The sequence below is a fragment of the Candidatus Villigracilis saccharophilus genome (assembly GCF_016711665.1).
Genome location: NZ_JADJSO010000017.1, coordinates 1 through 25,864, shown reverse-complemented (window position 1 = coordinate 25,864; position 25,864 = coordinate 1). Strand labels below are relative to the sequence as shown.

Here is a 25,864-nt window from a genome sequence, read left to right as displayed (position 1 = left end):
GTAGACCGGCGGTTGATTCCTAAAATAAATTTAATTGCTTTGGTTTATCAGACACAACTTCCTGTATCTTTTTCTTTACAGTGACTACGGGTCTGCCGAGCGCTTCACGCGCTTCATTCAACTGGCCTGGCAGATTGGAAAAATCTCCCAAAATGGATGGCTTAAGCTGCGGTTGGTGCAGCGCCGCCGCCGGATGGAACATCGGGATCACGTAGCGGTCCCCGATCTTTTTCATTTGCCCATGCACGGCGCTGATCTTCACATCAGGTATGAACTTGCTCATCGAGATGCGTCCCAATGTCACAATGATACTTGGATTGATTATCTTTATTTGCGCTTCAAGATGGGCATCACAGGCCGCTATCTCATCCGGCAAAGGATCTCTGTTGCCGGGCGGACGGCACTTGACCACATTGCAGATGAATACTTCTGCGCGGGTCAGTTCCGCCTGTGCCAATAGTTGATCCAGGAACTTGCCGGAAGCCCCAACAAAGGGGTGACCTTGTTCATTCTCATGAAATCCAGGGCCTTCACCAATGAACATGATCTCAGCATTCGAAGGGCCATCGCCGGGCACAGACATTTTTCGCGTCTCATGCAAGGCACAATGTTCGCAGATAGAAATTTCCCTTGCAAGTTTATTCAAATTTTCTTCGGCGGTCATTTATCCTCCGCTTAACCTTGCAGCGGGTTCAACCCATTGGTTCAATCCTTCCAATGCCATCATGAGCGCATCCTCCCCATTATCGCTGTAATACTGTTCGCGGCGTCCGGTTTCCACATAGCCGAACTGGCGGTACATTTCCTGCGCGCCAAGATTGCTCTCGCGAACTTCCAAAAAAGATGAGACTGCGCCTTCTTCCCTTGCCGAGCGCAAAACGTGTGAAAGTAAATTCCTTGCTATCCCCTGTTTGCGAAAATCGGGATGCGTGGCTATGGTAGCGATATGAACCTCATCCACGATCATCCAGGCCACCAGCATGGCAACCACGCGGCCATCCAACTCAGCCACCCAGCAGCGTGAAACCGGGTTTTCACACTCCACACCAAACGAGCGAACCGGCCACGGCAGGCTAAACGATACCTGATCGATCGCAATGACCTGTTCCAGATCATCCAGTGTCATTTTTCGAAAAACACAATTCATAAATTGGGTGTTCCAGCAACATGCAAATAAATGGGGGCGAGTGACGCGGCGTCGCTCGCTTGATTTTCCTGCCAGCGCGCCCAAGCCAGATCAGCCAGAACAGACGGACGGCGCACACATTGCAGAGGCGGCGCAAGTAATACATTCACCCGTTTGCGGGCCAGGCGCCCGCGTTCCTCGGATGTAAATTCGCCCGCAACATACGTTGGACTTTCGATCTCGTCAGCCAGTTCATCGACAGTCGCGCCTCGCAACTCACCCTGGGCCAGCCATTTGCCCTTTAGGCATTCATATCGCCGCAAAGCAATTCGGGCACGTCCGGCGCGCACAACAGCCATCAGTGGATAATCTCCCACGGGCTGCACGGCAGCAATGATATCCAAGGTCGGAATGCCGATCACAGGTAAATGGCAGGCAAGCGCCAATCCTTTCACCAATGATAGACCAACACGCAAACTTGTAAATGAACCCGGGCCTATCGCCACGCCCAAAGCACTGACATTATCCATTGTCAAACCGGAGCGTGTCAAAAGTCCGGAAAGAGCCGGAGCAAGTTCAGTGGTGTGGTGTTGACGAGTTGTCCACGTCATTTCACCAAGCACCTGCAACCCGTCATACAAGGCCATCCCAACTTGCGCAGTGGATGTATCCATAGCGAGTAACATTACGCGCCTCCAAACATGGACTGGCGGATGCCATCCAATAAAATATCGTAACGTTTACCGTGCGCGTTAAAACGCATTTGACGATGTTCATCTGCCATGTAATCGAGATTGATCCACAAACGATCGGCCGGGATCAACCCATCCAGTTTTTCCGGCCACTCGATGATCAACGCGCCATCCGCAAGCATGACATCAAAGTCGAGTTCCTCCGCTTCAGGCACTGACTCAAGGCGGTACGCGTCGAGATGGAATATCAAACCGCCGTTTGCGCGGCGATATTGATTGACAATGACAAAGGTTGGGCTGGACACCGAATCGATCGTGCCCCAGCCTTGCGCGAGACCTTGAACGAATGTAGTTTTCCCCGCGCCGAGGTTTCCCTGCAAACAGATCACATCGCCCGCAGTAAGCAAACTGCCCAGCCTCATTCCGATGCGGCGTGTTTGCTCCGGGCTGCGGCTGAAAAATTCAATGGTGTGTGAATCCAGTATGGGCATCGAAAAAGAATTATACCCCCTGATAAATATCAGGTGAAAAAATAGACATGATCTGCAGATCAAACGGATTCGTAATTTTTATCTGCAAAATCCATCTGATCTACAGGTGATCTTTTAGAACTTCAATTTTGCTGAAATACGCGAGGCGAGACTCCCGCGGAAACTTCCGCGCCAATTTTGCAGAATGGCTTCAAAGTAAAGATTTTCAAGCGTACGAACCTGACCTTCAATTGAAAACTTTTCGCTTAATTCAAGGGAACGCCGCCCGTATAGTTTAAGTTTTTCAGGGTCGGATAACATCGAGACCAACGTATCGCTATACACATCCACATTCAGCGGGGTCAAATGACCATTCTCATTCTCCACGATCATGCCTTCAAAGGCTTCATCCTGCACCGCAGCCAAAGGGAGTCCTGAGGCGATCGCTTCGATCACCGAAATGGGATGCACCTCTGTCGTGGATGCGGACAGGAAAATGGTCGCATCGTGCAGCAGGTCGGGAAGTTCAACGCGATTGACCATGCCAAGGAAATGAATGCGCTCATTTACCTTTGTATTCGCCGCATGCGCCTCCAGTTTTTTACGCGCACTGCCATCACCCGCAAAAACCAGATGCGCTTGCGGTATCCGATCTGCCAGGCCTGCGAAGGCATCGATCAGGAAATCGAGACGCTTCTCCGGGTCAACCCTGCCCACAGACAAAAGGATCGGCGCATCTGGTTTTATCCCAAGCCGGTTCCTGAAACTACCCGGGTTTTTTGCCGCCTTGAATTGACTCAGATCGATCCCGTTTGGAATGGTATGGATCGGTTTCGTGACTTTTTGTTCCAAAAGCAATCGGTGAAATTTGGGCGAGGGGACAACGATCTGATCGCCTAGATTGGTGGATGTGGTGCTAAACCAGCGCGCCGCGTGACGGATCACGCCCGTGCCGCCGATGATCTTCAAGTAATGAGTGTAATCTGTGATGGAGGTGTGATAGGTATAAATAAGAGGAAGGTTCTTCGTAGAGGCCGTGAAGTATGCCAGCAGCCCCACGGTCAACGGGCTGTGGGCGTGCAGCACATCAAAATGCTTGCGGGTGAGCGACCAGGTGCTGCGCGGCGTTCCCAACACCGCGACATAGATCGGCGGGTCGTTCAAATATTTCAAAGATGGAAGACGCACAATCCCTGGCTTGTCATCTGTGTAACCGGGGATGCGCGGCGCAAAAATTGTCACCTGATGACCCGCGCGCTGTAATCCCTCCGAGATCAATTGCAGGGAAATGGATACGCCATTGACCTGCGGCGCATACGTATCTGTGAATAATCCAATGCGAAGTGACCCCACGTTCAGCTTTGGATTTGATTCTGCGACAGCTTCTGCCATGTTGAATTTCTCCTGAAAATTATAGGTACAGTCAATTGCGAATTGACCGTCACCTATTATTTTGCTTCTTTATTATCTTCTTCATGCTTCGTTAAATTCGCCTTCATGCGCTTCGCCAGTTCACGGCGGGTAAGCAGTACACGATGCTGACACCCATTACATTCCAGCCCAATATCCGCGCCGAGGCGCACCACTGTCCATTCATAAGATCCGCATGGATGCGGTTTACGCAATCTTAAGTGATCCTTCAATTGCAAATCGGGAAGCATGGATAAGATTATACCGCCATGAGATAGACCGCTGTTCATCGCATGTTAAAGGTTTGTAAACAATGTTTCGCGGAACGCGGACTTCAGTGTGAAATACTTCCCAGCCTGTGTGTGAAAACTTTCCTTGAAGAAGAATCCAAACTGAAGATAATAAGGGAGCAAGTTGAATTTCGGAGGTGACATGATGAACGAAAAATTCACAATCAAATTCTGGGGCGTACGCGGAAGTTACCCTACACCCGGCCCAGAGACGATCAAATATGGCGGAAACACCGCCTGCGTGGAAATCCGCGCTGGCGAGCGTACGATCATTTTGGACGCCGGCACCGGCATCATTCCGCTGGGGCGTGAATTGGCGAAACAAAAATCCTCGGAAATGCTGCTGCTCTTCAGCCACTTGCATCACGATCATACGCAGGGCTTTCCGTTTTTTGTGCCAGCCTACATACCCAATACACGCCTGCACATTTTTGGTCCTGGCGGCACGCCTGAAACCTTGAAGCGTATTTTGGAGCATAACCAATCGGCAGAGACTTTCCCTGTCAGTTTGCGGGATATGCCTGCCATGAAAGATATTCAATCGGTGCGCGAGTCACAGGTCATTGTTTGGGAGGCCCGCAGGAGAAATATTCGGGTATCTGAATCAAGCAGCAGATTAAGTCCAGATGCGCTGGTCATCCGCATTTATAAATCGCACGCGCATCCCGGCGGAGTCTATATCTATCGCATCACTTGGCGCGGCAAATCAGTCGTATATGCCACAGACACCGAAGGATATGTTGGCACGGATCGCAAGTTAGCCTCATTTGCGCGCGATGCAGATGTGTTGATCCACGACGCGCAATATAGCGAAGAACATTATTGTGGACGTCTTGCTGGATTCTCATCCACTCAGGGATATGGACACTCAACAGCGGACATGGCTTGTGAAGTAGTCGCTTCAGCCCATGCAGGTGAGTTGATTCTGTTCCATCACGAACCGGCTTACACTGATGCAATGGTCGCCGCGCAGGAAGCAGCCGCCAAAAAAATATTTTCCAATTCACGCGCCGCATATGAAGGATTGGAAATTACACTCACCCTCACCCCTTCCCTTCTCCCGTTGAGAGAGAGGGAAAAGAATGGATGTAAAATATGTTGATAATGGATGAAAGAAAATTCGACACACGCAACCTGCTATCGGACATTGGCCTGTTTGAGGGATTAGCGCCGGCGCAATTGGATTGGGTCGCGAAGAACGCGCATCGAAGAGTCTTTGCGGCTGGAACAAATGTAATGACAGTTGAACAACCCGGCGAGGCGGTATTCATCATTTTGCATGGCACAGTGAAAATTCACATCGAGCAAGGCGGACGCGATGTGATCCTGTCCATTCTGGGCGGCGGCGACTTGCTCGGCGAGATGAGTCTGATAGACAGCATGGGGCGTTCTGCCAGCGCATTGACTTTGGAAAGCTCGCTCATGCTGTGGATGGATAAAACCACATTCAATTATCTACTGGATAACTTTCCGCCAGTGGCGCGCAACCTCGTAAAGATATTATCCGCCCGTGTACGGCTTTCGGATCAAGTGATCCAATCCCTTGCAACTTTGGATGTGAATGGAAGAGTTGCGCGTCAACTGCTGGCATTTGCAGAACGCTATGGCCGTGAAGTAATTGACGGGGTACAAGTCCGCATTGTGGTGACGCAAGGCGACCTTGCCGATTTAGTCGGTGCCTCGCGAAAGCGTGTAAATCAGGCGATGGTATTTTTCAAAGAGCAGGAACTTGCCAGCACCGACACGGACGGAAGATTCATCATCCACAATAAGGCTGGGCTGGCACGTTTTTGTGATTAGTGAACAGGTAATTGAGGATTACGAGGTCGTCAGTTGATCCGTTCTCAACTGGCGACTATTCGACTAGGGACTATTTGACTATAATCCCGCCATGACTGAATTCAAATTCTTCCATCCAATCGAAGTCCGATACGGGGATCTGGACCCGCAGGGACATGTCAACAACGCGAAACATCTCACCTTTTTTGAGCAGGCGCGCATTGCCTATATGATCGAACTGGGATTGTTCACGAAAGACCAATCCTTTATGGAGATAGGCGTGATTTTGGCGGATGTCCATATTACCTATCATGCTCCAATTTATTTTGGCGAACATATTAAAGTTGGAGTTCACATTTCGAAATTGGGGACCAAGTCCATGACTTGGGAGCAGAATATTGTGGATGCAAAGACAGGTAAAGTATTGGCCAAGGGGGAAGTTGTGATGGTGACCTATGATTATCGCGAAGAAAAAACTGTCAATATTCCGCACGAGTGGCGCGAGAAGATAAAGGCGTTTGAAGGTTTATAAGTTTTAACGTTGGAACGTTCAAACCTGCCAACTTTCCAACAACTACTAGGAGCTAATAATGGCGCTTCCAACTATTGACGAAACATATTTCACCACCTTTCTTGTTGACCTGCTCAACATCGCATCCCCGACCGGGTTTGCAGAACCAGCCATTGCGTTTGTTGAAAAGGAATTATCCAAATACAAGCAATTGGAATTATCAAGGACTCGTAAGGGCGCACTGGTGGCAAAATGGAATGTAGAAAGTGACAAAGCCCCTGTCGCCTTGACCGCCCACGTGGATACGCTTGGCGCAGTGGTCAAGGAGATAAAATCCAACGGACGATTGAAGTTGAGCCGCATTGGCGGAATCCAATGGCCGACGGTTGAGACGGAAGGCGTATGGATCATCACATCCAAAGGGGAGCGGATTCGCGGCTCGGTATTGATCGACACAGCTTCGGGTCACATCTACAGCGGGGCAGGCGGCGAGACTCCACGCAATGATGCTCACATGGAAGTCCGCATTGATGCGCGCACAACATCTGAAAAAGAAACGCGCGCACTCGGAATCAATGTCGGTGATTGCGTGGCATTTGATCCGCGCGTGGAAGTGACGAATGGCTTCATCCGCTCGCGATTCCTCGACGATAAGGCTTGCGTAGCAAATCTCGTCGCGGCGATCAAGTCCATGGCAGAAGCAGGCCGAAGTCCAGAGCGAAGCGTGTACTTCCACATTTCCAACTATGAAGAGGTCGGTCATGGCGCGGCGGCGGGAATCCCATCTGATGTCGCGGAATTAATTTCAGTGGATATGGCTGTCGTCGGCGATGGTCAGGAGTCGGATGAATTTCACGTCACGCTTTGCATCAAGGACAGCGGCGGGCCGTATCATTTTGAGTTGAATAATAAACTGCGCGCGCTGGCCGAGAAAAATAACATTCCATATAAAACGGATGTGTATCCATTTTACGGCTCAGACGGCGAGGCCTTTTGGCGCGCGGGTGGCGATGTGGCGCTGTCGCTGATCGGTCCCGGCATTGACGCGTCACACAACTACGAACGCGCCCACATGGACGGCTTGAACGCCACCACCAACTGGATCATGGCTTATTTGCTGGGAGAATAAAATGAAACTCGATGCCGCGCTGCCCGCCTTTCAATTAAAGGATGTCCCTGCCATTGCAAAAGCCGCACAGGAAATCGGCTTCGATGCGTTATGGACTCAGGAGACTCAACACGATCCTTTCCTGCCCTGTACACTGGTCGCTGAACATACAGAGACTCTGCGCTTTGGCACAGCCATCGCGGTCTCGTTTGCGCGTTCGCCAGCCAACCTCGCCTACACCGCCTGGGACTTGTCCGCGCAATCGGGCGGACGATTCATTTTGGGATTGGGCACGCAGGTCAAGGCGCATATTGAGCGGCGCTTCGGCATGACATGGCCTGAATCAGTCACAGGAAAATTGCGTGAGCAGATTCAAGTCATCCGCGCGTTTTGGGATTGCTGGCAGAACGGCACAAAATTAAATTTCCGCGGCGAATATTACAAGGCGACTCTGATGTCGCCGTTCTTTAATCCCGGCGCAATCGAACATCCGAATATTCCAATTTATATTGCTGGTGTCAATTCGGGGCTTGCCAAACTGGCGGGCGAAATGTGCGAGGGATTCCATGCGCACCCGTTCAACAGTCCGCGCTATATGAATGAAGTTCTTTTGCCTGCCATTGAAGACGGCCTGCAAAAGAGCGGACGGACTCGCAAAGACATTACCGTTTCAATGACTCCGTTCGTAGCGACCTCGCCCGAAGAAGAAGGTTTCGCGCGGATGCAGATCGCATTCTACGCATCCACGCCATCCTATCAAGCCGTGATGGAAATGCACGGCTGGGGCGAAACCGCCCAGCAACTTTCAGGCTTCGCCGCCAAAGGCGAGTGGGCTGAAATGCCGATGCTCATCACCGATGAAATGCTGAATGAGTTTTGTCTGGTCACCACGCAGGAAAAACTTGCAAATGATCTAAAGAAACGCTTTGCAGGTATCGCAGATCGACTCACGCTGTATACGCCATTTGTTCCAAAAGAAAAGGATGAGTGGTGGCGGGGTCTGGCAAAGGCGTTTAAATAAAAATTAGGAGTACAACCTTTGGGGGGAAAAAGGGGGGGGGGCCCCTGAGGGGGGAGAGGGGGGGGGGGCCCCTTCTTTTTTAGTCGTAAGTGGGTAAACTTTTAACAGGAGTAAGTTATGGCCACAATTACAATCGAATTACCAAGCGAAGGCCTGCAAAAACTTCAGGAAATGGCTCAAAAATTTGGTGTTTCCATGGAAGAGCTTGTCCGCGTTAGCGTAGAGGATATGCTAACTCAACCGGAAGAACAATTCCGCAACTCCGCCCAGTATGTGCTCAAGAAGAACGCTGAACTCTACAAGCGTCTCGCCGCCTGATGCAATATTTGACTGTCTCAGAAGTAATTGAACTGTACCGCCAAGTGATGGAAACATCCGGCGGTACAGTTGGTATTTTAAGCGTTGAAGCGCTTGAATCCGCAGTTGCGCAGCCTCGCGCAACCTTTGATGGGAAAGAGCTATACCCGACAATCATTGAAAAGGCGGCAGCGCTTGGATTTTCACTCGTTATGAATCATGCTTTTGTAGACGGCAATAAACGCATTGGGCATTACGCAATGGAAACCTGTCTGGTTATAAATGGTTATGAACTTGATGCATCTGTGGATGAACAGGAAGCAATCTTTCTTCAGCTTGCGTCTGGAATGTTGAGCCGCGAGGCTTTTACAAATTGGATAAGAGAAAACTCAAGGACAATGGAATAAATCATGAACTTCAGCGACTACCAAATCAAATCACGCGCCACCGCAAAATATCCTGTCATCGGGCATGGAGTCATCTACCCCACCCTGGGACTTGTCAACGAGGCCGGCGAAGTGGCAGGCAAGATCAAAAAGGTTTTTCGGGATAAGGAAGGGGAATTCAGCGCCGAAACACGCGAAGCCCTCAAAGCCGAATTGGGCGATGTGCTCTGGTATCTGGCCCAAACCTGCACCGAATTGGACATTTCCCTCGAAGAAGTGGCCGAATCCAATTTAACTAAACTTTTGGATAGGCAGGCGCGCGGTAAGATTCAAGGAGACGGGGACAACCGATAAGCATTGGAAGTTCCAAGTTTGGAACCCGTTAGAAAACTCTAACCTTTTTCCAACGCTGAGTCACCCGCCTTTTTGGTACAATGCCTCAGTATATTAGGAGAACATTATGGCAGGCATGGAAAGATTTACACAAAGAGCAAGGCGTGTACTCAGTCTCGCCCATCAAGAGGCAGAGCGCGCCCGTCAAAATTTTATCGGAACCGAACACCTCCTCCTCGGATTAATGGATGAGGAAGGCGGCGTGGCAGGCAGAGTCCTGCGCGACCTCGGCATGACCCCGGAGCGCGTCCGCGAAGTGGTACAACGCGTTTCAAGCGGTTCAACAGACTTTGATTCCAACCGCATCGAACTCGCCCCGGAAACCCAACAAGTCCTCGAATTTGCGGTGGATGAAGCCCGTCGGCTCGGCCACCATTACATTGGCACTGAACACATCCTCCTGGCGCTTCTGCGCGTTGAATCGACTGGAATGGAAGCCCTGCGCAGACTTGGCGTCACCGGGGATCAGATCCGCCGACAGACCCGCCGCGTCTTGAACGAATCCGCATCCTCCTCTTCGCCGACACCTGCCGGCCCGCAACCGGGCAAAAGCGGCTCCGCATCGGCGACCGGTCCCAAGACCCCTCTCGTCGATCAACTCGCCACCGACCTGACATCGAAGGCTGAAGAGAAAAAACTGGACCCCGTCATCGGGCGTCAAAAAGAAATCGAGCGCGTCATTCAGATCCTGGCGCGCCGCACAAAGAACAATCCTGCATTGATCGGCGAACCCGGCGTCGGCAAGACCGCCATCGTCGAAGGACTCGCCCAGCGCATCGTTGACGGTGATGTCCCCGCCCCGTTGATGAACAAACGCGTGCTGCAACTCGATGTGGCCTCGCTTGTAGCCGGCACCATGTATCGCGGTCAGTTCGAGGAAAGACTCAAACGGATCATTGATGAGTTAAAGGCTTCAGGGGCGATCCTGTTCATTGACGAGGTCCACATGCTGGTCGGGGCGGGAGCCGCAGGCTCCTCCGTCGACGCGGCCAACATCCTCAAGCCGGCCCTCTCGCGCGGAGAATTGCAAGTCATCGGCGCGACCACTATGGATGAATATCGCAAGCACATCGAATCCGATGCCGCACTCGAACGACGCTTCCAGCCGGTGCAGGTGGATGAACCCTCTGAAGAAGAGACCATTCAAATCCTCAAGGGCATCCGCGGCGCATACGAAGAACATCATCATTTGGTTATTTCAGACGAAGCGCTCGAAGCCGCCACGCATTTATCGGCGCGCTACGTTACCGAGCGTTTCCTGCCCGATAAAGCCATTGATTTGATCGATGAATCTTCCTCGCGCGTACGCATGTACAAGAGTCCCGCCGCGAAACACGCCAAGGATCTCTTTGGTCAGCTGCGTGCTGCACGCCAGAACCGAACCCTCGCTCAGGAAGAGGGTAACTCTGAAGATATAAAAGAATGGGAAGAACGCGAGACCGACCTCGGCCAGCAGATCGAACGCCTGCGCACTGGCTGGGATCGCGCCAACAGCCCCGTGGTGACAGCGGAAGATATCGCCGAAGTCGTCTCCATGTGGACGGGCGTTCCGCTCATGCAGCTTGCCGAGGCAGAATCACAGCGCCTGCTCAAGATGGAAGATGAATTACGCAAGGATATTATCGGGCAGGAAGATGCCATCGTTGCCATCTCTCGCGCAGTCCGCCGCGCACGCGCCGGTCTAAAAGACCCTAAGCGCCCGATCGGTTCATTTATGTTCCTCGGACCGACAGGTGTAGGAAAAACCCAATTAACAAAGACTCTCGCCAAGTTCATGTTTGGCAGTGAAGAAGCCGCCATCCAACTGGACATGTCCGAGTTCATGGAACGTCACACCGCCGCCCGTTTGGTGGGAGCGCCTCCCGGATATGTCGGCTATGAAGATGCCGGTCAATTGACCGAAGCCCTGCGCCGCCGCCCATACTCCATCATCGTTTTCGACGAGATTGAAAAGGCGCATCCTGAAGTCCACAATATGCTCCTGCAGATCATGGAGGAAGGTCACCTCAGCGACGCGAAGGGACGCAAAGTGGATTTCCGCAATGCGATCATCGTCATGACCTCCAATATCGGCGCGGACATGATCAAGAATCAAACGTCATTTGGTTTTGCCATGAAACGCGACGAAGTGACCGAAGAACGCCTTTCGTACGACGATATGCGCAAGAAACTGAACGAATCGCTCAAGCGCGCCTTCCGGCCCGAATTCATCAACCGGATGGACTCAGTCGTCATCTTCCGCTCGCTCAACAAGGAAGATATTCAGCAGATCGTATCGCTTGAATTGAACAAGGTCGCCGAGCGCTTGAAGGATCATGAGCTTGTGCTGACCGCCTCGGATGAAGCATTGTCACTGCTGGCCACACAAGGTTATGACTCAGAATTTGGCGCCCGTCCGTTGCGCCGCGTCATCCAGCAAAAAGTGGAAGACCCGTTATCCGACCGTGTGCTGGCCGGTGAATTTGTCAACGGCGACGCCATAAAAGTTGACATCAACGACGACGGTGAATTAGTCCTCAATAAAAGCGAGTTAATCCTTAATAAATCTGAGGAAGAACTCCCCGAACCGAGTATCTAGAGAAAAAAACCAGTCCCTAAAGGTTCAAAAGGCCTTTAGGGACTGGTCAAAATAAATGAATAAAAAAGAACTCCTCAAGCAAGCCGATTACACCTTCCAACGCGGAAACCGTGAACTGGCAAAAAAATATCTTGCCGAACTGCTCACCGAATATCCCGATGAAGAAACCGCGTGGATGCTGATGGCGCGCATGGTGGAAGAAAAAGAACGCAGGGCGGAATGCTATGAACGCGTGCTCAAGATCAATCCTAAAAATCACGAAGCAAGGCTTTGGCTTGGACGGATAAAATCACAGGATAAAACTTTACCATTTCGTGGTTTTGCGAATTCTGCCTCCGTCTCCATTCCCGGCCCGCTAAAAAACATTTTACGAATTGTAACCGTCGTTGCGGTCATGATATTGATCCTTGGCACGTCCACTTTTGTGGTTGCGCGAAACAACCCTGGGTCTGATATGGCGCAACTTATCATTCCTGCGACGCCCACTCCGCTTGCGCAGCCACTGGCAGATGATATCGCCGCGCAGACCCGGGCCGAGATTGGCGCATCATACCCACAGTATGCTCCGCTCGTGGATGCATTGATCAGCCTGGCAGTAAGCAATGCCAAAAGCGGCATGGAAGGCGCTCCAGAACGACCAGGCGCACAGATCATATCATCGGACACAGCCGGCCTGGAGGCAAAGACGGCGCTTGAAAGCGCGCTCCCCCAACCCGGCACATTGAACACAGTTACGCTGACCGAATTACAGATTACTTCATGGCTTGCGATGGAAATGAAGAACAATCCCGACCTGCCCATGCGGGAGATACAAGTCTATTTGCGCAATGGCCAGATCCAGATCTGGGGAATCGTAAACGGCAGTGACAACGAGACTTCCGCATTGATAAACGGGACAATCGATCTGGACTCAAATGGACAGCCCGCCATTAAGATCGAAACAATACAGATCGGCCGTCAAGTGATCCCGAATATTTTACTTTCACAGGCAGAGACCTGGCTCAACCAACTTCTCTCTGAAAAAATAAATGAGCAAACGCCCGGGCTGAAAATAATGAACATCAACATCAGCAGCGGATTGATCACGCTATCCGGAATGAGATAAATCTTCAAAAGATCCCCCTAACGGTGATCTTTTTGTTTAATAAACTGTTATCTTCTTTTAAGAATATATTTCATCCCCGTGTTGTCTTGAAAGCATACAAAAAGGAGATTTTATTATGAGCGACCAGTATGAGACCGCCACACTCGCAGGGGGATGCTTCTGGTGTCTGGAAGCAGTTTTCGATGATATCAAAGGGGTGGAATCGGTTGAATCAGGCTATTCAAACGGACACGTACTAAATCCGTCCTATCGCGATGTATGCAGCGGAGATACCGGCCACGCGGAAGTGATCCGCATCAAATTTGACCCGTCTGTGATCTCGTTCCGTGATTTGCTGAATGTGTTCTTTGCGATCCATGACCCCACAACCATGAACCGCCAGGGCGGAGACGTCGGCGTGCAATATCGTTCCGCCATCTTCTATCATTCCCCCGAGCAAAAAACCACCGCAGAGCAGATCATCCGCGAGTTAAACGCCCAGGTCATCTGGAGCGGACCCATTGTTACAGAAGTGACCGCAGTAAATAATTATTTCGTTGCCGAAGATTACCACCAGGAATATTTTGCGCGCAATCAGAACCAGCCCTATTGCCAGGCGGTAGTCGCGCCAAAAGTATTAAAATTTCGGAAACATCATCTGGAGCTGCTGAAGAAACAGCCGGCATAAAACAGTTATACTTGGGCGGACAAAGGATGTCCGCCCTTTTTATTTTATGAACAACAATTCCTCACCTAATTTCCATGTTCGCGATATTCCTATTTATGGCGATACCATCCTCGCACCGATGGACGGCTATTCTGACTGGCCGTTCCGTTCGCTGTGCCGCGAGTTCGGGTCAGCGATGAGCTATTCTGAATTCGTTCAAGTTGAAAAAATCTTAAGCAGGTCAAAACAACCCGCGAAAAAATTGTATTACCAGGAAGTGGAGCGCCCCGTCACTTTTCAACTATACGGGGACGATCCCAACAAAATTTTGGAAGCTGCCCTGCGCGTGCAGGATTGGGGACCGAGCATTATTGACATCAACATGGGGTGTCCTGCCAAAAGTGTCTCGCATCGCGGCGCCGGCGTCGGCATGATGAAATCGCCGCTCAAGATCGCGCGCACATTTAGCAAACTTAGCGCCAAACTCACAGTGCCGGTAACGGGCAAGATCCGATTAGGCTGGGAGCGGAATAAAAACTACAAACTCATCGCGCGCATCGTGGAAGAATGCGGCGGCTCGCTGATCGCGATCCACGGGCGCACCAAGGAGCAAGGCTACAGCGGCAACGCGAACTGGGACGCCATCGCAGAAGTGAAATCCGCGGTGAAAATTCCCGTCATTGGGAATGGCGATGTCAAGCGGGTTGAAGATATCAAAAAGCTGAAGGACTACACAGGCTGTGATGCGGTCATGATCGGGCGCGCCGCGCTTGCCAACCCGTGGATATTTGCGCGGCTGGACCGCGAACAGGTCCCGCCTGAAATGGTCAAGGAAACCATTCATAACCACCTGGCAAAAAGCGTGGAATTTTATGGCGATGAAGATGGCCAAAGGTTATTCCGAAAATACGCGGTGCAATACCTCTTGTTGAAAACACTCGACCGCGAAACACGACGGGAGATCCTGAAGACACGCCCATCTGCTGAATTTCTTGAACTGCTTGATCAAGTCTACGCCGCCACAGCGTAAGCGTAAAGGATATAATTCCCTTATGATCCTCGACCTCCCCTATATTCTCGAAACACGGCGCAACCACGCGCTCGAACATGCCACACTGCACATGCTGTCACGCACACACCAGGGCAATATGGCAGGGCATTCCAACCCAACCGGATTTTTCCTGCTCGGGGATTTTTCCACGCAGGATGTTTGGATCAACTCAACTGAAGCGCTGGAAAGATTACGCGAAGGGGAAAGCGGATTGGCGATCCACGCGGGCTGCGGGACAAACCTCGCGACCACCACGCTTCTGGCCGGAACATTGAGCTGGTCGGTGCTTCGATTGGCCAAATCCACGTGGACACGGCTCCTGCTCCTGCCCATCGCGGTAGCAGCGGGCGTTATTGGCGTGCTGATCGCGCGTCCGCTTGGACCACTGCTCCAGCAGCGCTACACCACCGAAGCGGACATGGGGGCCATGCAGATTATTGATATCATCCCCATCCGCAAGGGTGTACATAGAATCATCACAAAATAAAATTAACCACAAAGGGCACCCAGGAAAACCTTTGTGACACTTTGTGGTAAAAGAATCATGCCCAATATTTTCATTTTATACGGAAACGATGAATTCGCCATCACGCGCAGGCTCAAGGACTTCGAGTCTGACTTTACCGACCCCACCACTGCAGGGATGAACACGGCACACCTTGAAGCGCGAAGTGTGAGCGAGGATGACTTTAATAACGCCCTCAACGCCATGCCATTCCTGGCGCCAAAGCGGCTGGTGGTCCTCTCCAATCCATCGGCAAAATACAATAATGTTGGCACCCGCAAAAAATTTGAAGAGTACATCAGCAAGGCGCCTGATTCAGTCAAGCTTGTCATCCATGAATTGATCGAACCCAAGGAAGCAGAAAAACACTGGTTGATCAAATGGGCGGCCAAAAACGCGTCTATTGTAAAGGCCCAGGCTTTCATGCTCCCAAGACAAAAGGAGATGCAAGGCTGGATCGTCAATGAGGTGAAGAAGCAGGATGGAAAAATCGAACCTGCAGCGGCCTCAAAACTCGCTGAAATGGTCGGCGTGGACACGCGCCAAGCGGGGATGGAAATTTCTAAATTACTGGCTTATGTCAATTGGGCAAGACCGATTCAAGGGTCGGATGTGGAAGCGGTCTGTATCGTCACTTCCCAGCAAAGTGTCTTTGATTTTGTCGATGCGTTGTCACAGGGCAACGGCAAAGTCGCACAAAAACTTTTGCATCGTCTGCTTGAGAACGAAGAAGTGTTTTCCTTGTGGGGCATGGTCGTGCGCCAATTCAGATTATTGATACAGGCGCGTGAAATTTTGGACGGGCGGGGCAACAAGGATGATGTGGCGCGCGCGCTGGGCGTGCATCCGTTCGTTGCTGAAAAAACAACCGGGCAGGCAGGGCGCTTCTCGATCGAAGCGCTGGAAAGTATTTATCGTAAATTACTAACAATCGATGAAAGAGTCAAAACGAGCCAGATCACACTGGAACTGGCTCTGGACATGCTGATCGCTGAACTCGCGGGGAAATGACTACGGTGTCTGAGCTTTACAAGGCGACACGGAAGGCTCCTGGCCGGGATACAAGACTACCGTGCACATTATGGTATATCCATCTTCATAGTGAACGGTGACATCCACTCCAACCGTTGAATAGGATGAGTCTACCTGACTGAGCGCATAAGACTGGCCTTGATGTTCCAAAAATCCACTGGTTTTTGAGAGATCTTCTTTGAATTCCATAGGCGCTCCCTGTAGAATATTATGGATAATTCGCACCCCTTGCTCAGCCCTTTGATCCATTTTTACATACCAGCCCGGCAGTGCTCCCAACACAAGCACAATCAAAGCATTGACCAGAAAAACGCGGCCGCGCGGCCAGCCGCTTAAAGACAGTGCTTCAACAGAACGCTTGGCGAGCCAGTAAAAAAGAGCTGCCAATGGGAACAGCATGGCAAAGAATGGGAGCAGTAATCCAAAGAATGCGACCAGACTCACCATCATACTTTCTGAACCTTGAATTGAGTTGATCACAAGCACCGCAACTGCCATGCTCAAAGCGGAAACAAAAACCCCGGCCCAGCCTTCAGCGGAAAGCGCAGATAAGCCTGCCAGCAAACCTCCCAGAAATGCCCACATAACCCATGCAACTAAAACAGAAGACCAGTTCAAATATAGAGGCAGGTCTGGGAAAAACCAGGTATTAATAAAACTTGTGGCCAGCGTTACGACCGTCCCCGTAAAAAATCCGCTTAACGCTGCAAAGAACATGCGTTGATTTCTAACTGAATTATTTTTAGTGAAAAAACCTTGAGTAGTCATAAAGTCCATTATAAAGCCTGCATTATTCATTACCGACAGGCGCGGGAAAAACAGCTTGTTTCAGGCGTGTTAAAAACGTCAGGGAACACGCAGGGTCAAGAGGGATACTAAAACAGAGACGGCTGTTTGGGAATATCATCTTCGTTCCTGCCGCTCCAGCCGTATTTTTTCAGGTCAACCCTGCCTTTGGCATCGAAGATAATCCCCTCTGATTCGAGCAGTTGACGCTGCCGCTCCGCGCCTTCACGTTCACTGATTTTGCCCTGTGAGTTAATGACCCGTTGCCAGGGCACATCATCAGGACAGGCGGCCATTGCTCCGCCAACCCACCTTGGGGCGAAAGCCGCGTAGGCTTCGATCTCAACATCAGGGGGCGGAGGGATCATTTTGGCGATCTGCCCATACGCGGCAACTTTGCCGAACGGTATCTGGCGCACAATATTCCAGACTTGTTCGTAGTAAGCTTGCAGGTTGGGTGGAGAGGCAAAGGCAGGCATTGGGAATTTCTCCTCACTTAAGCTTTCCGCTCCAGCCATATCTCTTCAGATCAATGCGGCCCCTGACACCAAAGACAACGCCTTCCTCTTCCAACAGGAGAACATGCCTTTTTGCTTCAACGCCGTCCCGCTCGCTGATCTCGCCCTTCGAGTTAACCACGCGCTGCCAGGGGACATCACTTGGGCTGGCGGCCATGGCGCCGCTCACCCAAAGCGCCCCAAATTCCAGATAGGTTTCACCATCCACACCGGCTGGCAATGGGATCAATTTTGCGATCTGCTTATACGAGGCGATCCTGCCGCGCGGGATCTGGCGGGCAATCTCCCAGACCTGTTCGTAAAATTCCTTTGGGTCCGGAGGGGTTGGGAATTGTGTCATGATATGCTCCAAGTTTAACGGGGTGCTATATAGCGATAATACAACGATTGCCTGACATTGGCAATAAAGTTCTTCGAAAGTTTGTCATCCATGAATTTTAGCGTTTGAATTTTATCCGAGACGAGGGCGCCGGGATGTTCCAGTTCCGGGGCGACGCCCTGCTCAAGATGCGTGATCGGCTCCTGGCTTGGCTGCGCAGGCGGACTGTCATCAAGCAAAAGATAATATTCAAAGGTTCTATAGACCGAGCGGTTGATCTCATAAAGCGGGGTCAATGCACCGATCAGGAATAGAACAATAAAAGTAAAACGCAGGAAGCGCGAAGAGGTATTTTGAAAAAGGATCCCGCCTGTCATCATCATGAGGTAGAACAGCGGCGCAATCGAGGCGCGCATGACAAAGTCGCGGCCGCTTCCGAGTTGAATAAATGGAATGAGGATAAGGAGAAAGCCAGTTACGATCCAGCGCAGGTCACGCCGCAAACCGGGGGCAAGCAACAGCCAGAAAATCCCGCCTTCCAGCAGAAAGAAGATCAGGAAATCTTTTACAGCTAAAGATTGAAATCCGCGTTCCTGTGCGGCGGTATTGGAGGAAAAGAAAAGATAGGAAATTATGACAACCGCCACACTGGCCAACAGCAGGTCGAAACGAATATCCTTGAGTGGATTCTTAAAATTCGTTCCTTTGAACCATTCGATCAGCAAATAAGGAAATAATCCAATGGAAGCAAGCGGAGCAAAGAAGAAACAGAGTGACCAGATAAAAATCTTTTCAGTAATTTGAAATGAGCGATACCCGGACAGCGAATGGTCCAACTCCAGAATAAGTACAATACACAGCCACGCAGGGACGGCTTGATTGAACACCCAGAACAACTGTGTAGTGAACGCGGAGTATTGCAAACCTCCAGCCCAGATCTCGAGATGCTGGACGGGAGGCCAGAGCGTTGGATACTCTTGAGCAAAGAAGAGTACACCCAGCGCATCCGCGCCGCTAAAGAAAATAAGCAGAAGAGCTGTCTTGATCAAGCTGGTTCTTAATTTGAGATTGAGGTGCAGAATGGTTAGTAAAACACCAAGCCAGGTCCACAGGAAGAGAAAAAAATTGGCGAACTTCCATCCAAGCAATTTCCCAGCCAGGGCGGAAGGGAGCCAGTATCCCAGATAGTAAACAAGCATCTTTACTGGACCTTGTTCAGGGGATGAATACACCACAGGCCAGCTGTCTGTGATCAGGTCGCGCAGGACGGCATTGCGCCAATGATGATCCCAATTTTGGAAAGCGTATCCGCCCACGCCGGAGAGGAAGACCCAAAGGATGGTAAGAAGTAATAAGTAAAATGGGAGCTGGAATTTTGGGAATGGGGAAAGGTCACTGGACTTTTGTTTTAGCAGCCGCCAAACAACCCATAAAAGCACTGCAGCCACCGGAATCGCGATCGACAGCCGCAGCCATCCCGCGCAAAAAATAATGAACGGCAGGGTCAGATATAACCAGGTAACACGAGAGAGCCATTTCATAAAATATCTTTACGGGACAGAAGGCGCCTCATCTTCTTTCATAGATCAAATAGTCATCTTGTTGAATTGTAATGGAATAATTCTCGTTCAAGAAATTACGCAGTTCTGGAAAATCCCTTGAGGTATCTTCACCGCCAACCCAGGGCTTATCCATTGAAGTAACTTCGATCACAAAGCGAGGAGCCGCAGTTTGTAATTCATGCATAAAGTCTGAACGCAGGCCTTGGATATAGGGCATCGACACATGATGATAAAAATAAAAATCGAACACATAGGACGTAGCGATATGCGCGCGCGTCTCAAGCATGGCAAGCAATGTCCCGCCAGTCCAATCCAGCGGCTGAACCTTATCACCATCTTTTAAATTATTTTCAAGAAAACGCGCGATCTCATTTGCTCGATACGTGGAGGTGTTAACGGGTCTGCCTTCGATCTGGCGCAGAAATGCGGATGAGGGGCGAACGTTAATGAGGATGACCACCAAAAGGATGATGGATGAAAGTTGGCGGGCGGGTGATGGCGGGAGGGGGATGGTGGAGACGGCCAATGAAGCTAAAAGGATGATGAAATAAACAAATGGGATGTAGTGATATGGAAAGAATTGGCCTGAAAGCGCGGGATAAATCGCATAACACAAAGCCAGGCTGGCCAGGCGATAGGTCCGCATATTTTGATTTAAATAAAGGCCGATCGCCGCTGGAATTAACCATATTCCGTGTCCACCCAGACGCCAGACCTGTTCCAGCAAAAAGGGGATTCGTTCTGCTTTCGGCGTGATCACCAGCTGGCCGTTGATCTGCGAATATAACGGCCAGTAGTTTAAGGCAATTTCAATAAAGGGCATCAAGGCATTGTTCAACGCAAGCCATGTAAAGACAGCGACGATCGGGACGGAGAATCCAATCGAGGCGGGAAGAAGGCTTGCCGCGGCGGCTTTTAGCACGGTCAACTTACGTTGCTGGATATTATCCGTAATGTCAAAAAGCAGGATGGGGATGAGTCCGATCGCGGCATGGGGTTTTATAACCGTCGATAAACCGAATAAAAAACCGAGCATAAATCTGTGCCTGGAAGTCAGATCATCACGCATGGCAATCCAAACCGCCGGCGCGATGAAAGCCAGTAAAAGATATTCGCGCTGGAGTGACATGGATGGTCCGCCTTGCAGATATTGCAAACCAAACAATATTGCCGCGCTCCACGCAGCCACTTTTCCGAAACGCTGGATGGAAAAATATGTGACGAGGAGAAGTATCGAGAGAATAAGCAGATCTATCACTCGAATACGCAGGTCACTGAATCCGCCCAGTCTGCCGAGCGCATAATAAGCCGCGAAACTGCCCGGCATTTGAAAATCAAATATGTCACGATAGGGAATTCGGTCTTCGGTGCGCATGAGAAAGGCTTCATAAAAAAGAGGCGCTTCATCATGGGCGATGGGCCACTGCAAGGAAAATCCGGCCTGCAGAATGAGAAGTAAAGCAAGGAGGCCGAGAAGTATGTGCGAGATGCGGCGCATTATTTATGAATGACTTTAAACAATACACATACCAAGGGCATTTCTTCGGTGAATTCTTTTCCAATTTTAGGAAGTGAGCGCGAGAAGAGTTTTTTATTGACTTCCCGCCAATATGCGATGGAGTAATTCCCCTCTGCCTGGGCAAAATCTTGATCCACAGCTTTGAAGCGGCAAACATACACTTCTGTGATCTCGATGATGCATAAGGGAAGGTCTTGACCATTAAGCACAATGGAAACCATACCGAGGTGCGGAAGAAAATGTCCCTCCGCCTCCCATTCCCACAACGCAGAACATGCGGCTGTTTTTATGCCCTTGACAACCAGTCCTCCCAATTCATCAACCAGATCCGGTGTATCGCCAAATTTTTCAGTGAGGAAGGATCTTCCAAAATAAGGCGAGGTGGGCGGCAGGCTGGACAGAAATGCATTCCAATATTCATTGATGCTTGAATCACCCATATTAAATAAACTCTCCGCCAGTGATATGCCTTTCGATCAATATACGGGCTGATGTGAATTTAAAATCCGCCTCCACACGCTGAAAACAAATACCGCTTCCCATTAAGACTTTGCGGCCATGGTACGTATCGCCACCGTCTTCGTACTCCACGCTGAGTTCATTATCCAGATCGATGCGGCCGGTAATAGTCTCGCCGCAGCGTAGACATTTTGTTGAAAAGCTGTAATAACGCTTTTCATGTTTCCTGGCAGTGGAACCACCAAAAAGTTTTTGAAAAAAATTCATGAGGGGGATCTCCAAAAAATTATTAAAAAATGCCCGCCGCCAGGATGAGGGGGGCATCCTAACGACGGACAGCCATATTATAAGTGATTTTATTTACAATTTCAATGGCAGTTTTTTTGTCAATATAACTTCCAGCTATCGTCAAAACTTCCACTTCTTTAAGACATCCATCGCCTTGTAATGGGTCAAATCCAATTGCAGCGGGGTGATGGAAACGCAGCCCGCACGGAGAGCACCAAAATCCGTGCCGGGTTCATCCACACCGGTGGGAGCTTCGCCGCCGATCCAGAAATATGGTTTGCCGCGCGGATCGATGCGCTCGTCGAGCGCATCACGATAGACGCGCAATCCCTGACGGGTGATCATAAATCCATTGAGTTCATTCTCTTTTAAATACGGAACGTTGACATTCATTACCACGCCTTCAGGTAATCCATCCGCAATGACCTTTTCAGCCACACGCCGCGCCACCGAAGCCGCGCAGGAATAATCCAATAAGCCTTTGTGGCCTTCCGGTGAATCAAGCGAAACCGCAATGCCCTTTATGCCCGCGATGACCGCTTCCATCGCGGCCGTGACTGTGCCTGAATACGTGACATCATGTCCGAGATTGGCATTGGGGTTAATACCTGAAACTACCAAGTCAATATTTTCTTCGACCAAACCCAGTAAAGGCAAAGCAACACAATCCGAAGGCGCGCCATCTGACGCGAATGCACTCGTCCCATCTGCAAGAAAAACTTCCTTCACGCGCAGCGGACGCTCCATCGTTTTTACATGTCCGGAGGCAGACCAATTCTTATCCGGCGCAAAAATAGTCACTTTACCGAGTTTGCGCATTTCCTGCGCGAGAGCTAGAAGTCCGGGCGCTTGCACGCCGTCATCGTTGGTTACAAGGATATGCATGAGTTTGATTTCCGATTTTGGATTTGATTTTGATTTTGATGGGAGTAGCCCCGAATTATAACGCGATATCTCTCTGCATTTTCCAAGCCAAATAAAAACACCTCGCATGGCTGCGAGGCATTTCAATGTTTATCCACTAATTTCTTATATTGTTCTCAAAACCACACCGTTTTGTGACGGGTCGTAGACCAATAATCCATCGTCTGTTTTGTTGGATGGGATTCCCGCATCATCGATCCGTTTGACAACTTCGTTCAACGCTTCTTGATCTGCGAAATCAATTGTAAAGTGACGCAGTCCCACCGCATCGGCTGGAGGAGGAGGCGCGCCTTCACCCTGCCAGGCGTTGAGTCCCAAGTGGTGGTGGTATCCACCCGCAGAAATGAACGCGGCTTGAAATGTGGATGAAAGTCCCATCACGTCAAAACCGATGATGCCGTGATAAAAATCAACAGCCTCCTGCACATTGCGCACATGCAAATGGATATGTCCCACGCGTGTTTCGGGCGGAACGGGCACATCAAGTTTGTCATCTGCTTTCAGGTGACTGAAGAGTGCGTCCACATCCAATGGTTCGCGGCCGTCGCTTAATGTCCCATCCGCGCGGCGGGTGACAAAATCATTATTTTCAATCGTAAAGATTCCATCTTCCGGTGACTCTGCGTACAGCTCAATGCCATTGCCTTCAGGATCATCCAGATAAGTGGTCTTGGTCATGATGTGATCGGTGGGATGGTTGCGATATTTGAATGCAAACAAACGCGCCACCGCGATCGCCAATTGACGGCGGTCTGGAAAAAGGATAGCGAAGTGATATAACCCGGTCACGCGGCGATATTTCTTCAGGTCAGGTTCTTCGGTGAGCCGCAACAAATCCGCGCCGCCTGCGCCCAGGCCAGCCTTGTTCCCTTCGCGCCAGTGGAGTTTGAATCCGAGCGCCTGGGTGTAGAAGACGATCTGATTTTCCAGATTGGCAACTCTCAATGAAACATGACCAAGCAGGGTGGCGGGGTGAATCGAAAATTCATCTTTAGCGGGAGCGTTTGTTTGTGTATTCATTTTTTCTCTTGCAGTCCTTTGATGGTGTTGTCTGTTTAGCAGACAACACCATCGCGAGTTTAATTTCTTTTAAAAACCGAGTTCTTCCTTGACAAGGATCATCGTGATGCGGCCCGGGCGGGTTGCGCGGTTGACGATCAGCATTTCATTGACCGCTGTACCGACTTTGTAGAGTTGCTGCATGTGTTCTTCTTCAAGAGGGACAACATGTTCCTGAATGCGACGGAAACCATCGTTCAGATCTTTTACGATCTTCTGAGCGCCGACCACCCAGATCACGCGGCCCGCGCCGGAAGCGTACGGACCAAGCTGACTGCCAGTGGCAGAAGCGATCAGCACGTGCCCATCTTCCGTTACAGCGTGGACACTGCCAGCGGCGAAATCAGGCGCGGCGATCAGCTTGCGAATTTCACGTCCCTGAGTCTCGCGATTCATGGCGTACATCTTGGGGCGGACTGCATCAAAACGTCCTGATTGATCAACATCTGCGACAATGCCCAGTTGTTCAAGGGTTACAGAGGAGCTAAGGAAAACTTCCGATCCTTCAGGGATCAACCCAAGGAACAATCGTTTTGCCTCCGCGCCGGTTTCGGCGATCAGCGTTTGAATGCCATTGGCTTCGAGGGCTTTTGAAGTCCGCTCGATCTTTTCGTCAGTTGCCTGTTTGGCATATTCCTCAATCGGGGTAATTGCAATATCTTTATTTGCTGTGAACATATTTTTCCTATCCGAGGATCTTGATGGCGCTGCCCCAGTTGGTGCCGAGGGTGCCTTGCAAAACGATCTGCAACAATTGCATGGATTCGATCTGGCGCGCGCGGTGCAGAGGACCAGCGTCAATGGCGCGCATGCCGCCGTCGGTGACGATCTGGGAAACCTTGGCTTTGGCATCGGCGTCATCGCCAGCAATGAAGACGTCAAGCTTCTGTCCGCCAGCCTCACCCGTCAGGAGCGTGCCTGCGAAAGTTGTATTGAAAGCCTTCACAACATAGGCGCCAGCGGCGATTGCCCTGGCGAGATCTTCTGCTGAAGATGAATCAGGCGCAGTGGCGAGACCATCGTAGGTGGAGTTCAACGGGTTGGCGATATCCACGACAACCTTGCCAGCGAGTTTTGCGCCGAGCTGCTTTGCGATCTCAATATTGGTGCCATACCATACAGCGAGTACAACCACATCACCGAGGACTGCATCACCGAGGCTTGAGGCCGAAACTGTCGCGCCATTCTTGGCGGAGGCTTTCAAATCAGCAGCAGCTTTTTCTGCAACTTCAGGATTCGCGTCCACAAATGTGACCGAGTGACCGCCAGCGACTGCGCGGGTTCCGATACCGCGTCCCATATTTCCTGCTCCGATAATTGTTGTTCATATTGACTCTCCTTGAATTGTTTGATAATATACACGTTGCTTACGCAACATATGTTGCTTACTTTACCAACTTACCCAATGAAAGTCAACCAACAAAGAACTGGTTCTGTTGACTAAGCGACAAAGGAGACAAAGTGTTGCCTAACTCTGATGAAAAACTAGACCCGCGCGTCGTTCGTACCCGCGGCCTGATCCTGAAATCCTTTGAGAATCTCCTCGCCGAAAAAAACTTTGAGAGTATCTCCGTTCAGGATGTAACCGATAAGGCGCAGATCAATCGCGCCACTTTTTATGCGCATTTCCCCGATAAATATGCCCTGCTGGATTATTCCATTCAAAAATGTTCATGACAGAGAGATCGAAAAACGGACTTTGAATGTCTGCAGTTACAGCCAGGACAACCTGCGAAACTTGATCCTCGCCGTGGTGGAATTCCTCGCACGTCTGCATACTGGCTGTGCCCAACCGCACCAGCAATTTGAGTCACTGGTTGAAGGAACCATCAAGAAGCAGATATTTGATTTGCTTTCCTATTGGTTGAGAAACTCCAAAGTCCCCACGGAACTCCCGCCACAGTCGCCACCTGGCGATCTATGGATTGGCTTCGCACTACAGCCACATGAAAAAACGCCCCGCCCTCGAAAAATTCGTGGACGAAGCGTTTCCGTTGGTGGCGGTCAACTTAGAACAGTTTGCGTAATTT

At 50.6% G+C, this 25,864-nt stretch carries 33 protein-coding genes; 16 read left to right on the top strand and 17 right to left on the bottom strand.

Annotated elements, in window-relative coordinates:
• Positions 1 to 19: 19 nt before the first annotated feature.
• From IPL17_RS07535 to IPL17_RS07510, 6 genes are all read right to left on the bottom strand, one after another.
• Positions 20 to 664, bottom strand: a complete 645-nt coding sequence (locus tag IPL17_RS07535; RefSeq protein WP_345306465.1) for a uracil-DNA glycosylase — start codon at positions 662 to 664, stop codon at positions 20 to 22.
• Positions 665 to 1,147, bottom strand: coding sequence for a ribosomal protein S18-alanine N-acetyltransferase (gene rimI / locus IPL17_RS07530; RefSeq protein WP_345306464.1), 483 nt, complete (start codon positions 1,145 to 1,147; stop codon positions 665 to 667).
• A complete protein-coding gene (gene tsaB, locus IPL17_RS07525) occupies positions 1,144 to 1,812 on the bottom strand; it encodes a tRNA (adenosine(37)-N6)-threonylcarbamoyltransferase complex dimerization subunit type 1 TsaB (RefSeq protein WP_345306463.1) in 669 nt (222 codons plus the stop codon). The genes rimI and tsaB overlap by 4 nt, the downstream gene beginning before the upstream one ends.
• Positions 1,812 to 2,309 (bottom strand): tRNA (adenosine(37)-N6)-threonylcarbamoyltransferase complex ATPase subunit type 1 TsaE, encoded by a 498-nt coding sequence (tsaE, locus tag IPL17_RS07520; RefSeq protein ID WP_345306462.1) that lies wholly within the window; start codon positions 2,307 to 2,309, stop codon positions 1,812 to 1,814. Before tsaE ends, tsaB begins: the two co-directional genes overlap by 1 nt.
• Before the next feature lie 114 nt (positions 2,310 to 2,423).
• Positions 2,424 to 3,680, bottom strand: coding sequence for a glycosyltransferase (locus IPL17_RS07515; protein ID WP_345306461.1), 1,257 nt, complete (start codon positions 3,678 to 3,680; stop codon positions 2,424 to 2,426).
• A 56-nt stretch (positions 3,681 to 3,736) separates the two neighbouring features.
• A complete protein-coding gene (locus tag IPL17_RS07510; protein WP_345306460.1) occupies positions 3,737 to 3,949 on the bottom strand; it encodes a DUF951 domain-containing protein in 213 nt (70 codons plus the stop codon).
• Positions 3,950 to 4,130: 181 nt separating this feature from the next.
• On the opposite strand from IPL17_RS07510, the gene IPL17_RS07505 reads away from it, so the two are divergent.
• The 14 genes from IPL17_RS07505 (at position 4,131) to holA (ending at position 16,379) form a co-directional block, all read left to right on the top strand.
• Positions 4,131 to 5,090, top strand: a complete 960-nt coding sequence (locus tag IPL17_RS07505) for an MBL fold metallo-hydrolase (protein WP_345306459.1) — start codon at positions 4,131 to 4,133, stop codon at positions 5,088 to 5,090.
• Positions 5,084 to 5,788 (top strand): Crp/Fnr family transcriptional regulator, encoded by a 705-nt coding sequence (locus IPL17_RS07500; protein ID WP_345306458.1) that lies wholly within the window; start codon positions 5,084 to 5,086, stop codon positions 5,786 to 5,788. The genes IPL17_RS07505 and IPL17_RS07500 overlap by 7 nt, the downstream gene beginning before the upstream one ends.
• A gap of 91 nt (positions 5,789 to 5,879) precedes the next feature.
• A complete protein-coding gene (locus IPL17_RS07495) occupies positions 5,880 to 6,299 on the top strand; it encodes a thioesterase family protein (protein ID WP_345306457.1) in 420 nt (139 codons plus the stop codon).
• Positions 6,300 to 6,357: 58 nt separating this feature from the next.
• Complete coding sequence (locus IPL17_RS07490) at positions 6,358 to 7,407, top strand: M42 family metallopeptidase (protein WP_345306456.1); 1,050 nt, start codon at positions 6,358 to 6,360, stop codon at positions 7,405 to 7,407.
• Between the two features lies 1 nt (position 7,408).
• On the top strand, positions 7,409 to 8,407 hold the full coding sequence (locus tag IPL17_RS07485) for a TIGR03617 family F420-dependent LLM class oxidoreductase (protein WP_345306455.1): 999 nt from the start codon (positions 7,409 to 7,411) through the stop codon (positions 8,405 to 8,407).
• Positions 8,408 to 8,524: 117 nt separating this feature from the next.
• Positions 8,525 to 8,725, top strand: a complete 201-nt coding sequence (locus IPL17_RS07480) for a ribbon-helix-helix protein, CopG family (protein WP_345306454.1) — start codon at positions 8,525 to 8,527, stop codon at positions 8,723 to 8,725.
• Positions 8,725 to 9,111 carry a type II toxin-antitoxin system death-on-curing family toxin gene (locus IPL17_RS07475; RefSeq protein ID WP_345306453.1) on the top strand — a complete coding sequence of 129 codons (387 nt, stop codon included), beginning with the start codon at positions 8,725 to 8,727 and terminating at the stop codon, positions 9,109 to 9,111. Before IPL17_RS07480 ends, IPL17_RS07475 begins: the two co-directional genes overlap by 1 nt.
• 3 nt (positions 9,112 to 9,114) lie before the next feature.
• Positions 9,115 to 9,444, top strand: a complete 330-nt coding sequence (locus IPL17_RS07470; protein WP_345306452.1) for a nucleoside triphosphate pyrophosphohydrolase family protein — start codon at positions 9,115 to 9,117, stop codon at positions 9,442 to 9,444.
• Between the two features lie 106 nt (positions 9,445 to 9,550).
• Positions 9,551 to 12,061, top strand: a complete 2,511-nt coding sequence (locus IPL17_RS07465) for an ATP-dependent Clp protease ATP-binding subunit (protein WP_345306451.1) — start codon at positions 9,551 to 9,553, stop codon at positions 12,059 to 12,061.
• A 55-nt stretch (positions 12,062 to 12,116) separates the two neighbouring features.
• Positions 12,117 to 13,166, top strand: coding sequence for a hypothetical protein (locus IPL17_RS07460; RefSeq protein WP_345306450.1), 1,050 nt, complete (start codon positions 12,117 to 12,119; stop codon positions 13,164 to 13,166).
• Between the two features lie 115 nt (positions 13,167 to 13,281).
• Positions 13,282 to 13,833 carry a peptide-methionine (S)-S-oxide reductase MsrA gene (gene msrA / locus IPL17_RS07455; RefSeq protein ID WP_345306449.1) on the top strand — a complete coding sequence of 184 codons (552 nt, stop codon included), beginning with the start codon at positions 13,282 to 13,284 and terminating at the stop codon, positions 13,831 to 13,833.
• Positions 13,834 to 13,879: 46 nt separating this feature from the next.
• Positions 13,880 to 14,842, top strand: coding sequence for a tRNA-dihydrouridine synthase family protein (locus IPL17_RS07450; protein WP_345306448.1), 963 nt, complete (start codon positions 13,880 to 13,882; stop codon positions 14,840 to 14,842).
• A gap of 22 nt (positions 14,843 to 14,864) precedes the next feature.
• Entirely contained in the window at positions 14,865 to 15,350 is a 486-nt protein-coding gene (locus IPL17_RS07445) for a DUF6391 domain-containing protein (protein ID WP_345306447.1), read from the top strand.
• Between the two features lie 57 nt (positions 15,351 to 15,407).
• On the top strand, positions 15,408 to 16,379 hold the full coding sequence (gene holA, locus IPL17_RS07440; RefSeq protein ID WP_345306446.1) for a DNA polymerase III subunit delta: 972 nt from the start codon (positions 15,408 to 15,410) through the stop codon (positions 16,377 to 16,379).
• On the opposite strand, the gene IPL17_RS07435 is transcribed toward holA, so the two are convergent.
• The 11 genes from IPL17_RS07435 to IPL17_RS07385 form a co-directional block, all read right to left on the bottom strand.
• Positions 16,380 to 17,177 (bottom strand): hypothetical protein, encoded by a 798-nt coding sequence (locus IPL17_RS07435; RefSeq protein WP_345306445.1) that lies wholly within the window; start codon positions 17,175 to 17,177, stop codon positions 16,380 to 16,382.
• Positions 17,178 to 17,275: 98 nt separating this feature from the next.
• A complete protein-coding gene (locus IPL17_RS07430; protein ID WP_345306444.1) occupies positions 17,276 to 17,665 on the bottom strand; it encodes an MGMT family protein in 390 nt (129 codons plus the stop codon).
• 13 nt (positions 17,666 to 17,678) lie between these two features.
• Entirely contained in the window at positions 17,679 to 18,044 is a 366-nt protein-coding gene (locus tag IPL17_RS07425; RefSeq protein WP_345306443.1) for an MGMT family protein, read from the bottom strand.
• 14 nt (positions 18,045 to 18,058) lie between these two features.
• Entirely contained in the window at positions 18,059 to 19,564 is a 1,506-nt protein-coding gene (locus IPL17_RS07420) for a hypothetical protein (protein WP_345306442.1), read from the bottom strand.
• 28 nt (positions 19,565 to 19,592) lie between these two features.
• Complete coding sequence (locus IPL17_RS07415) at positions 19,593 to 21,014, bottom strand: hypothetical protein (protein ID WP_345306441.1); 1,422 nt, start codon at positions 21,012 to 21,014, stop codon at positions 19,593 to 19,595.
• 68 nt (positions 21,015 to 21,082) lie between these two features.
• The gene (locus IPL17_RS07410) at positions 21,083 to 21,544 is read right to left on the bottom strand and encodes an ASCH domain-containing protein (protein WP_345306440.1); all 462 of its coding nucleotides are present in this window, start codon (positions 21,542 to 21,544) and stop codon (positions 21,083 to 21,085) included.
• Between the two features lies 1 nt (position 21,545).
• Positions 21,546 to 21,830 carry a hypothetical protein gene (locus IPL17_RS07405; protein WP_345306439.1) on the bottom strand — a complete coding sequence of 95 codons (285 nt, stop codon included), beginning with the start codon at positions 21,828 to 21,830 and terminating at the stop codon, positions 21,546 to 21,548.
• Between the two features lie 141 nt (positions 21,831 to 21,971).
• Positions 21,972 to 22,736 (bottom strand): 5'/3'-nucleotidase SurE, encoded by a 765-nt coding sequence (gene surE, locus IPL17_RS07400; protein WP_345306438.1) that lies wholly within the window; start codon positions 22,734 to 22,736, stop codon positions 21,972 to 21,974.
• A gap of 144 nt (positions 22,737 to 22,880) precedes the next feature.
• Positions 22,881 to 23,795 (bottom strand): VOC family protein, encoded by a 915-nt coding sequence (locus tag IPL17_RS07395; protein WP_345306437.1) that lies wholly within the window; start codon positions 23,793 to 23,795, stop codon positions 22,881 to 22,883.
• A gap of 69 nt (positions 23,796 to 23,864) precedes the next feature.
• The gene (locus IPL17_RS07390; protein ID WP_345306436.1) at positions 23,865 to 24,512 is read right to left on the bottom strand and encodes an LUD domain-containing protein; all 648 of its coding nucleotides are present in this window, start codon (positions 24,510 to 24,512) and stop codon (positions 23,865 to 23,867) included.
• Between the two features lie 7 nt (positions 24,513 to 24,519).
• Positions 24,520 to 25,149 carry an NAD(P)-binding domain-containing protein gene (locus IPL17_RS07385; protein ID WP_345306547.1) on the bottom strand — a complete coding sequence of 210 codons (630 nt, stop codon included), beginning with the start codon at positions 25,147 to 25,149 and terminating at the stop codon, positions 24,520 to 24,522.
• 146 nt (positions 25,150 to 25,295) lie between these two features.
• Here IPL17_RS07385 and IPL17_RS07380 point away from each other — a divergent pair, with 146 nt between their 5' ends.
• Together IPL17_RS07380 and IPL17_RS07375 are read left to right on the top strand one after the other, a co-directional pair.
• Positions 25,296 to 25,511: a TetR family transcriptional regulator gene (locus IPL17_RS07380; protein WP_345306435.1), complete on the top strand. Its 216-nt coding sequence runs from the start codon at positions 25,296 to 25,298 to the stop codon at positions 25,509 to 25,511.
• Positions 25,474 to 25,864, top strand: a 391-nt coding sequence (locus IPL17_RS07375) for a hypothetical protein (RefSeq protein WP_345306434.1), incomplete at its 3' end; no start/stop codon positions are given. The genes IPL17_RS07380 and IPL17_RS07375, both read left to right, overlap by 38 nt.

Coding starts and splice junctions, on each gene's coding strand:
- IPL17_RS07535 (WP_345306465.1), bottom strand. CDS start 664: ATGACCGCCGAAGAAAATTTGAATAAACTTGCAAGGGAAATTTCTATC.
- rimI (WP_345306464.1), bottom strand. CDS start 1,147: ATGAATTGTGTTTTTCGAAAAATGACACTGGATGATCTGGAACAGGTC.
- tsaB (WP_345306463.1), bottom strand. CDS start 1,812: ATGTTACTCGCTATGGATACATCCACTGCGCAAGTTGGGATGGCCTTG.
- tsaE (WP_345306462.1), bottom strand. CDS start 2,309: ATGCCCATACTGGATTCACACACCATTGAATTTTTCAGCCGCAGCCCG.
- IPL17_RS07515 (WP_345306461.1), bottom strand. CDS start 3,680: ATGGCAGAAGCTGTCGCAGAATCAAATCCAAAGCTGAACGTGGGGTCA.
- IPL17_RS07510 (WP_345306460.1), bottom strand. CDS start 3,949: ATGCTTCCCGATTTGCAATTGAAGGATCACTTAAGATTGCGTAAACCG.
- IPL17_RS07505 (WP_345306459.1), top strand. CDS start 4,131: ATGATGAACGAAAAATTCACAATCAAATTCTGGGGCGTACGCGGAAGT.
- IPL17_RS07500 (WP_345306458.1), top strand. CDS start 5,084: ATGTTGATAATGGATGAAAGAAAATTCGACACACGCAACCTGCTATCG.
- IPL17_RS07495 (WP_345306457.1), top strand. CDS start 5,880: ATGACTGAATTCAAATTCTTCCATCCAATCGAAGTCCGATACGGGGAT.
- IPL17_RS07490 (WP_345306456.1), top strand. CDS start 6,358: ATGGCGCTTCCAACTATTGACGAAACATATTTCACCACCTTTCTTGTT.
- IPL17_RS07485 (WP_345306455.1), top strand. CDS start 7,409: ATGAAACTCGATGCCGCGCTGCCCGCCTTTCAATTAAAGGATGTCCCT.
- IPL17_RS07480 (WP_345306454.1), top strand. CDS start 8,525: ATGGCCACAATTACAATCGAATTACCAAGCGAAGGCCTGCAAAAACTT.
- IPL17_RS07475 (WP_345306453.1), top strand. CDS start 8,725: ATGCAATATTTGACTGTCTCAGAAGTAATTGAACTGTACCGCCAAGTG.
- IPL17_RS07470 (WP_345306452.1), top strand. CDS start 9,115: ATGAACTTCAGCGACTACCAAATCAAATCACGCGCCACCGCAAAATAT.
- IPL17_RS07465 (WP_345306451.1), top strand. CDS start 9,551: ATGGCAGGCATGGAAAGATTTACACAAAGAGCAAGGCGTGTACTCAGT.
- IPL17_RS07460 (WP_345306450.1), top strand. CDS start 12,117: ATGAATAAAAAAGAACTCCTCAAGCAAGCCGATTACACCTTCCAACGC.
- msrA (WP_345306449.1), top strand. CDS start 13,282: ATGAGCGACCAGTATGAGACCGCCACACTCGCAGGGGGATGCTTCTGG.
- IPL17_RS07450 (WP_345306448.1), top strand. CDS start 13,880: ATGAACAACAATTCCTCACCTAATTTCCATGTTCGCGATATTCCTATT.
- IPL17_RS07445 (WP_345306447.1), top strand. CDS start 14,865: ATGATCCTCGACCTCCCCTATATTCTCGAAACACGGCGCAACCACGCG.
- holA (WP_345306446.1), top strand. CDS start 15,408: ATGCCCAATATTTTCATTTTATACGGAAACGATGAATTCGCCATCACG.
- IPL17_RS07435 (WP_345306445.1), bottom strand. CDS start 17,177: ATGGACTTTATGACTACTCAAGGTTTTTTCACTAAAAATAATTCAGTT.
- IPL17_RS07430 (WP_345306444.1), bottom strand. CDS start 17,665: ATGCCTGCCTTTGCCTCTCCACCCAACCTGCAAGCTTACTACGAACAA.
- IPL17_RS07425 (WP_345306443.1), bottom strand. CDS start 18,044: ATGACACAATTCCCAACCCCTCCGGACCCAAAGGAATTTTACGAACAG.
- IPL17_RS07420 (WP_345306442.1), bottom strand. CDS start 19,564: ATGAAATGGCTCTCTCGTGTTACCTGGTTATATCTGACCCTGCCGTTC.
- IPL17_RS07410 (WP_345306440.1), bottom strand. CDS start 21,544: ATGGGTGATTCAAGCATCAATGAATATTGGAATGCATTTCTGTCCAGC.
- IPL17_RS07405 (WP_345306439.1), bottom strand. CDS start 21,830: ATGAATTTTTTTCAAAAACTTTTTGGTGGTTCCACTGCCAGGAAACAT.
- surE (WP_345306438.1), bottom strand. CDS start 22,736: ATGCATATCCTTGTAACCAACGATGACGGCGTGCAAGCGCCCGGACTT.
- IPL17_RS07395 (WP_345306437.1), bottom strand. CDS start 23,795: ATGAATACACAAACAAACGCTCCCGCTAAAGATGAATTTTCGATTCAC.
- IPL17_RS07390 (WP_345306436.1), bottom strand. CDS start 24,512: ATGTTCACAGCAAATAAAGATATTGCAATTACCCCGATTGAGGAATAT.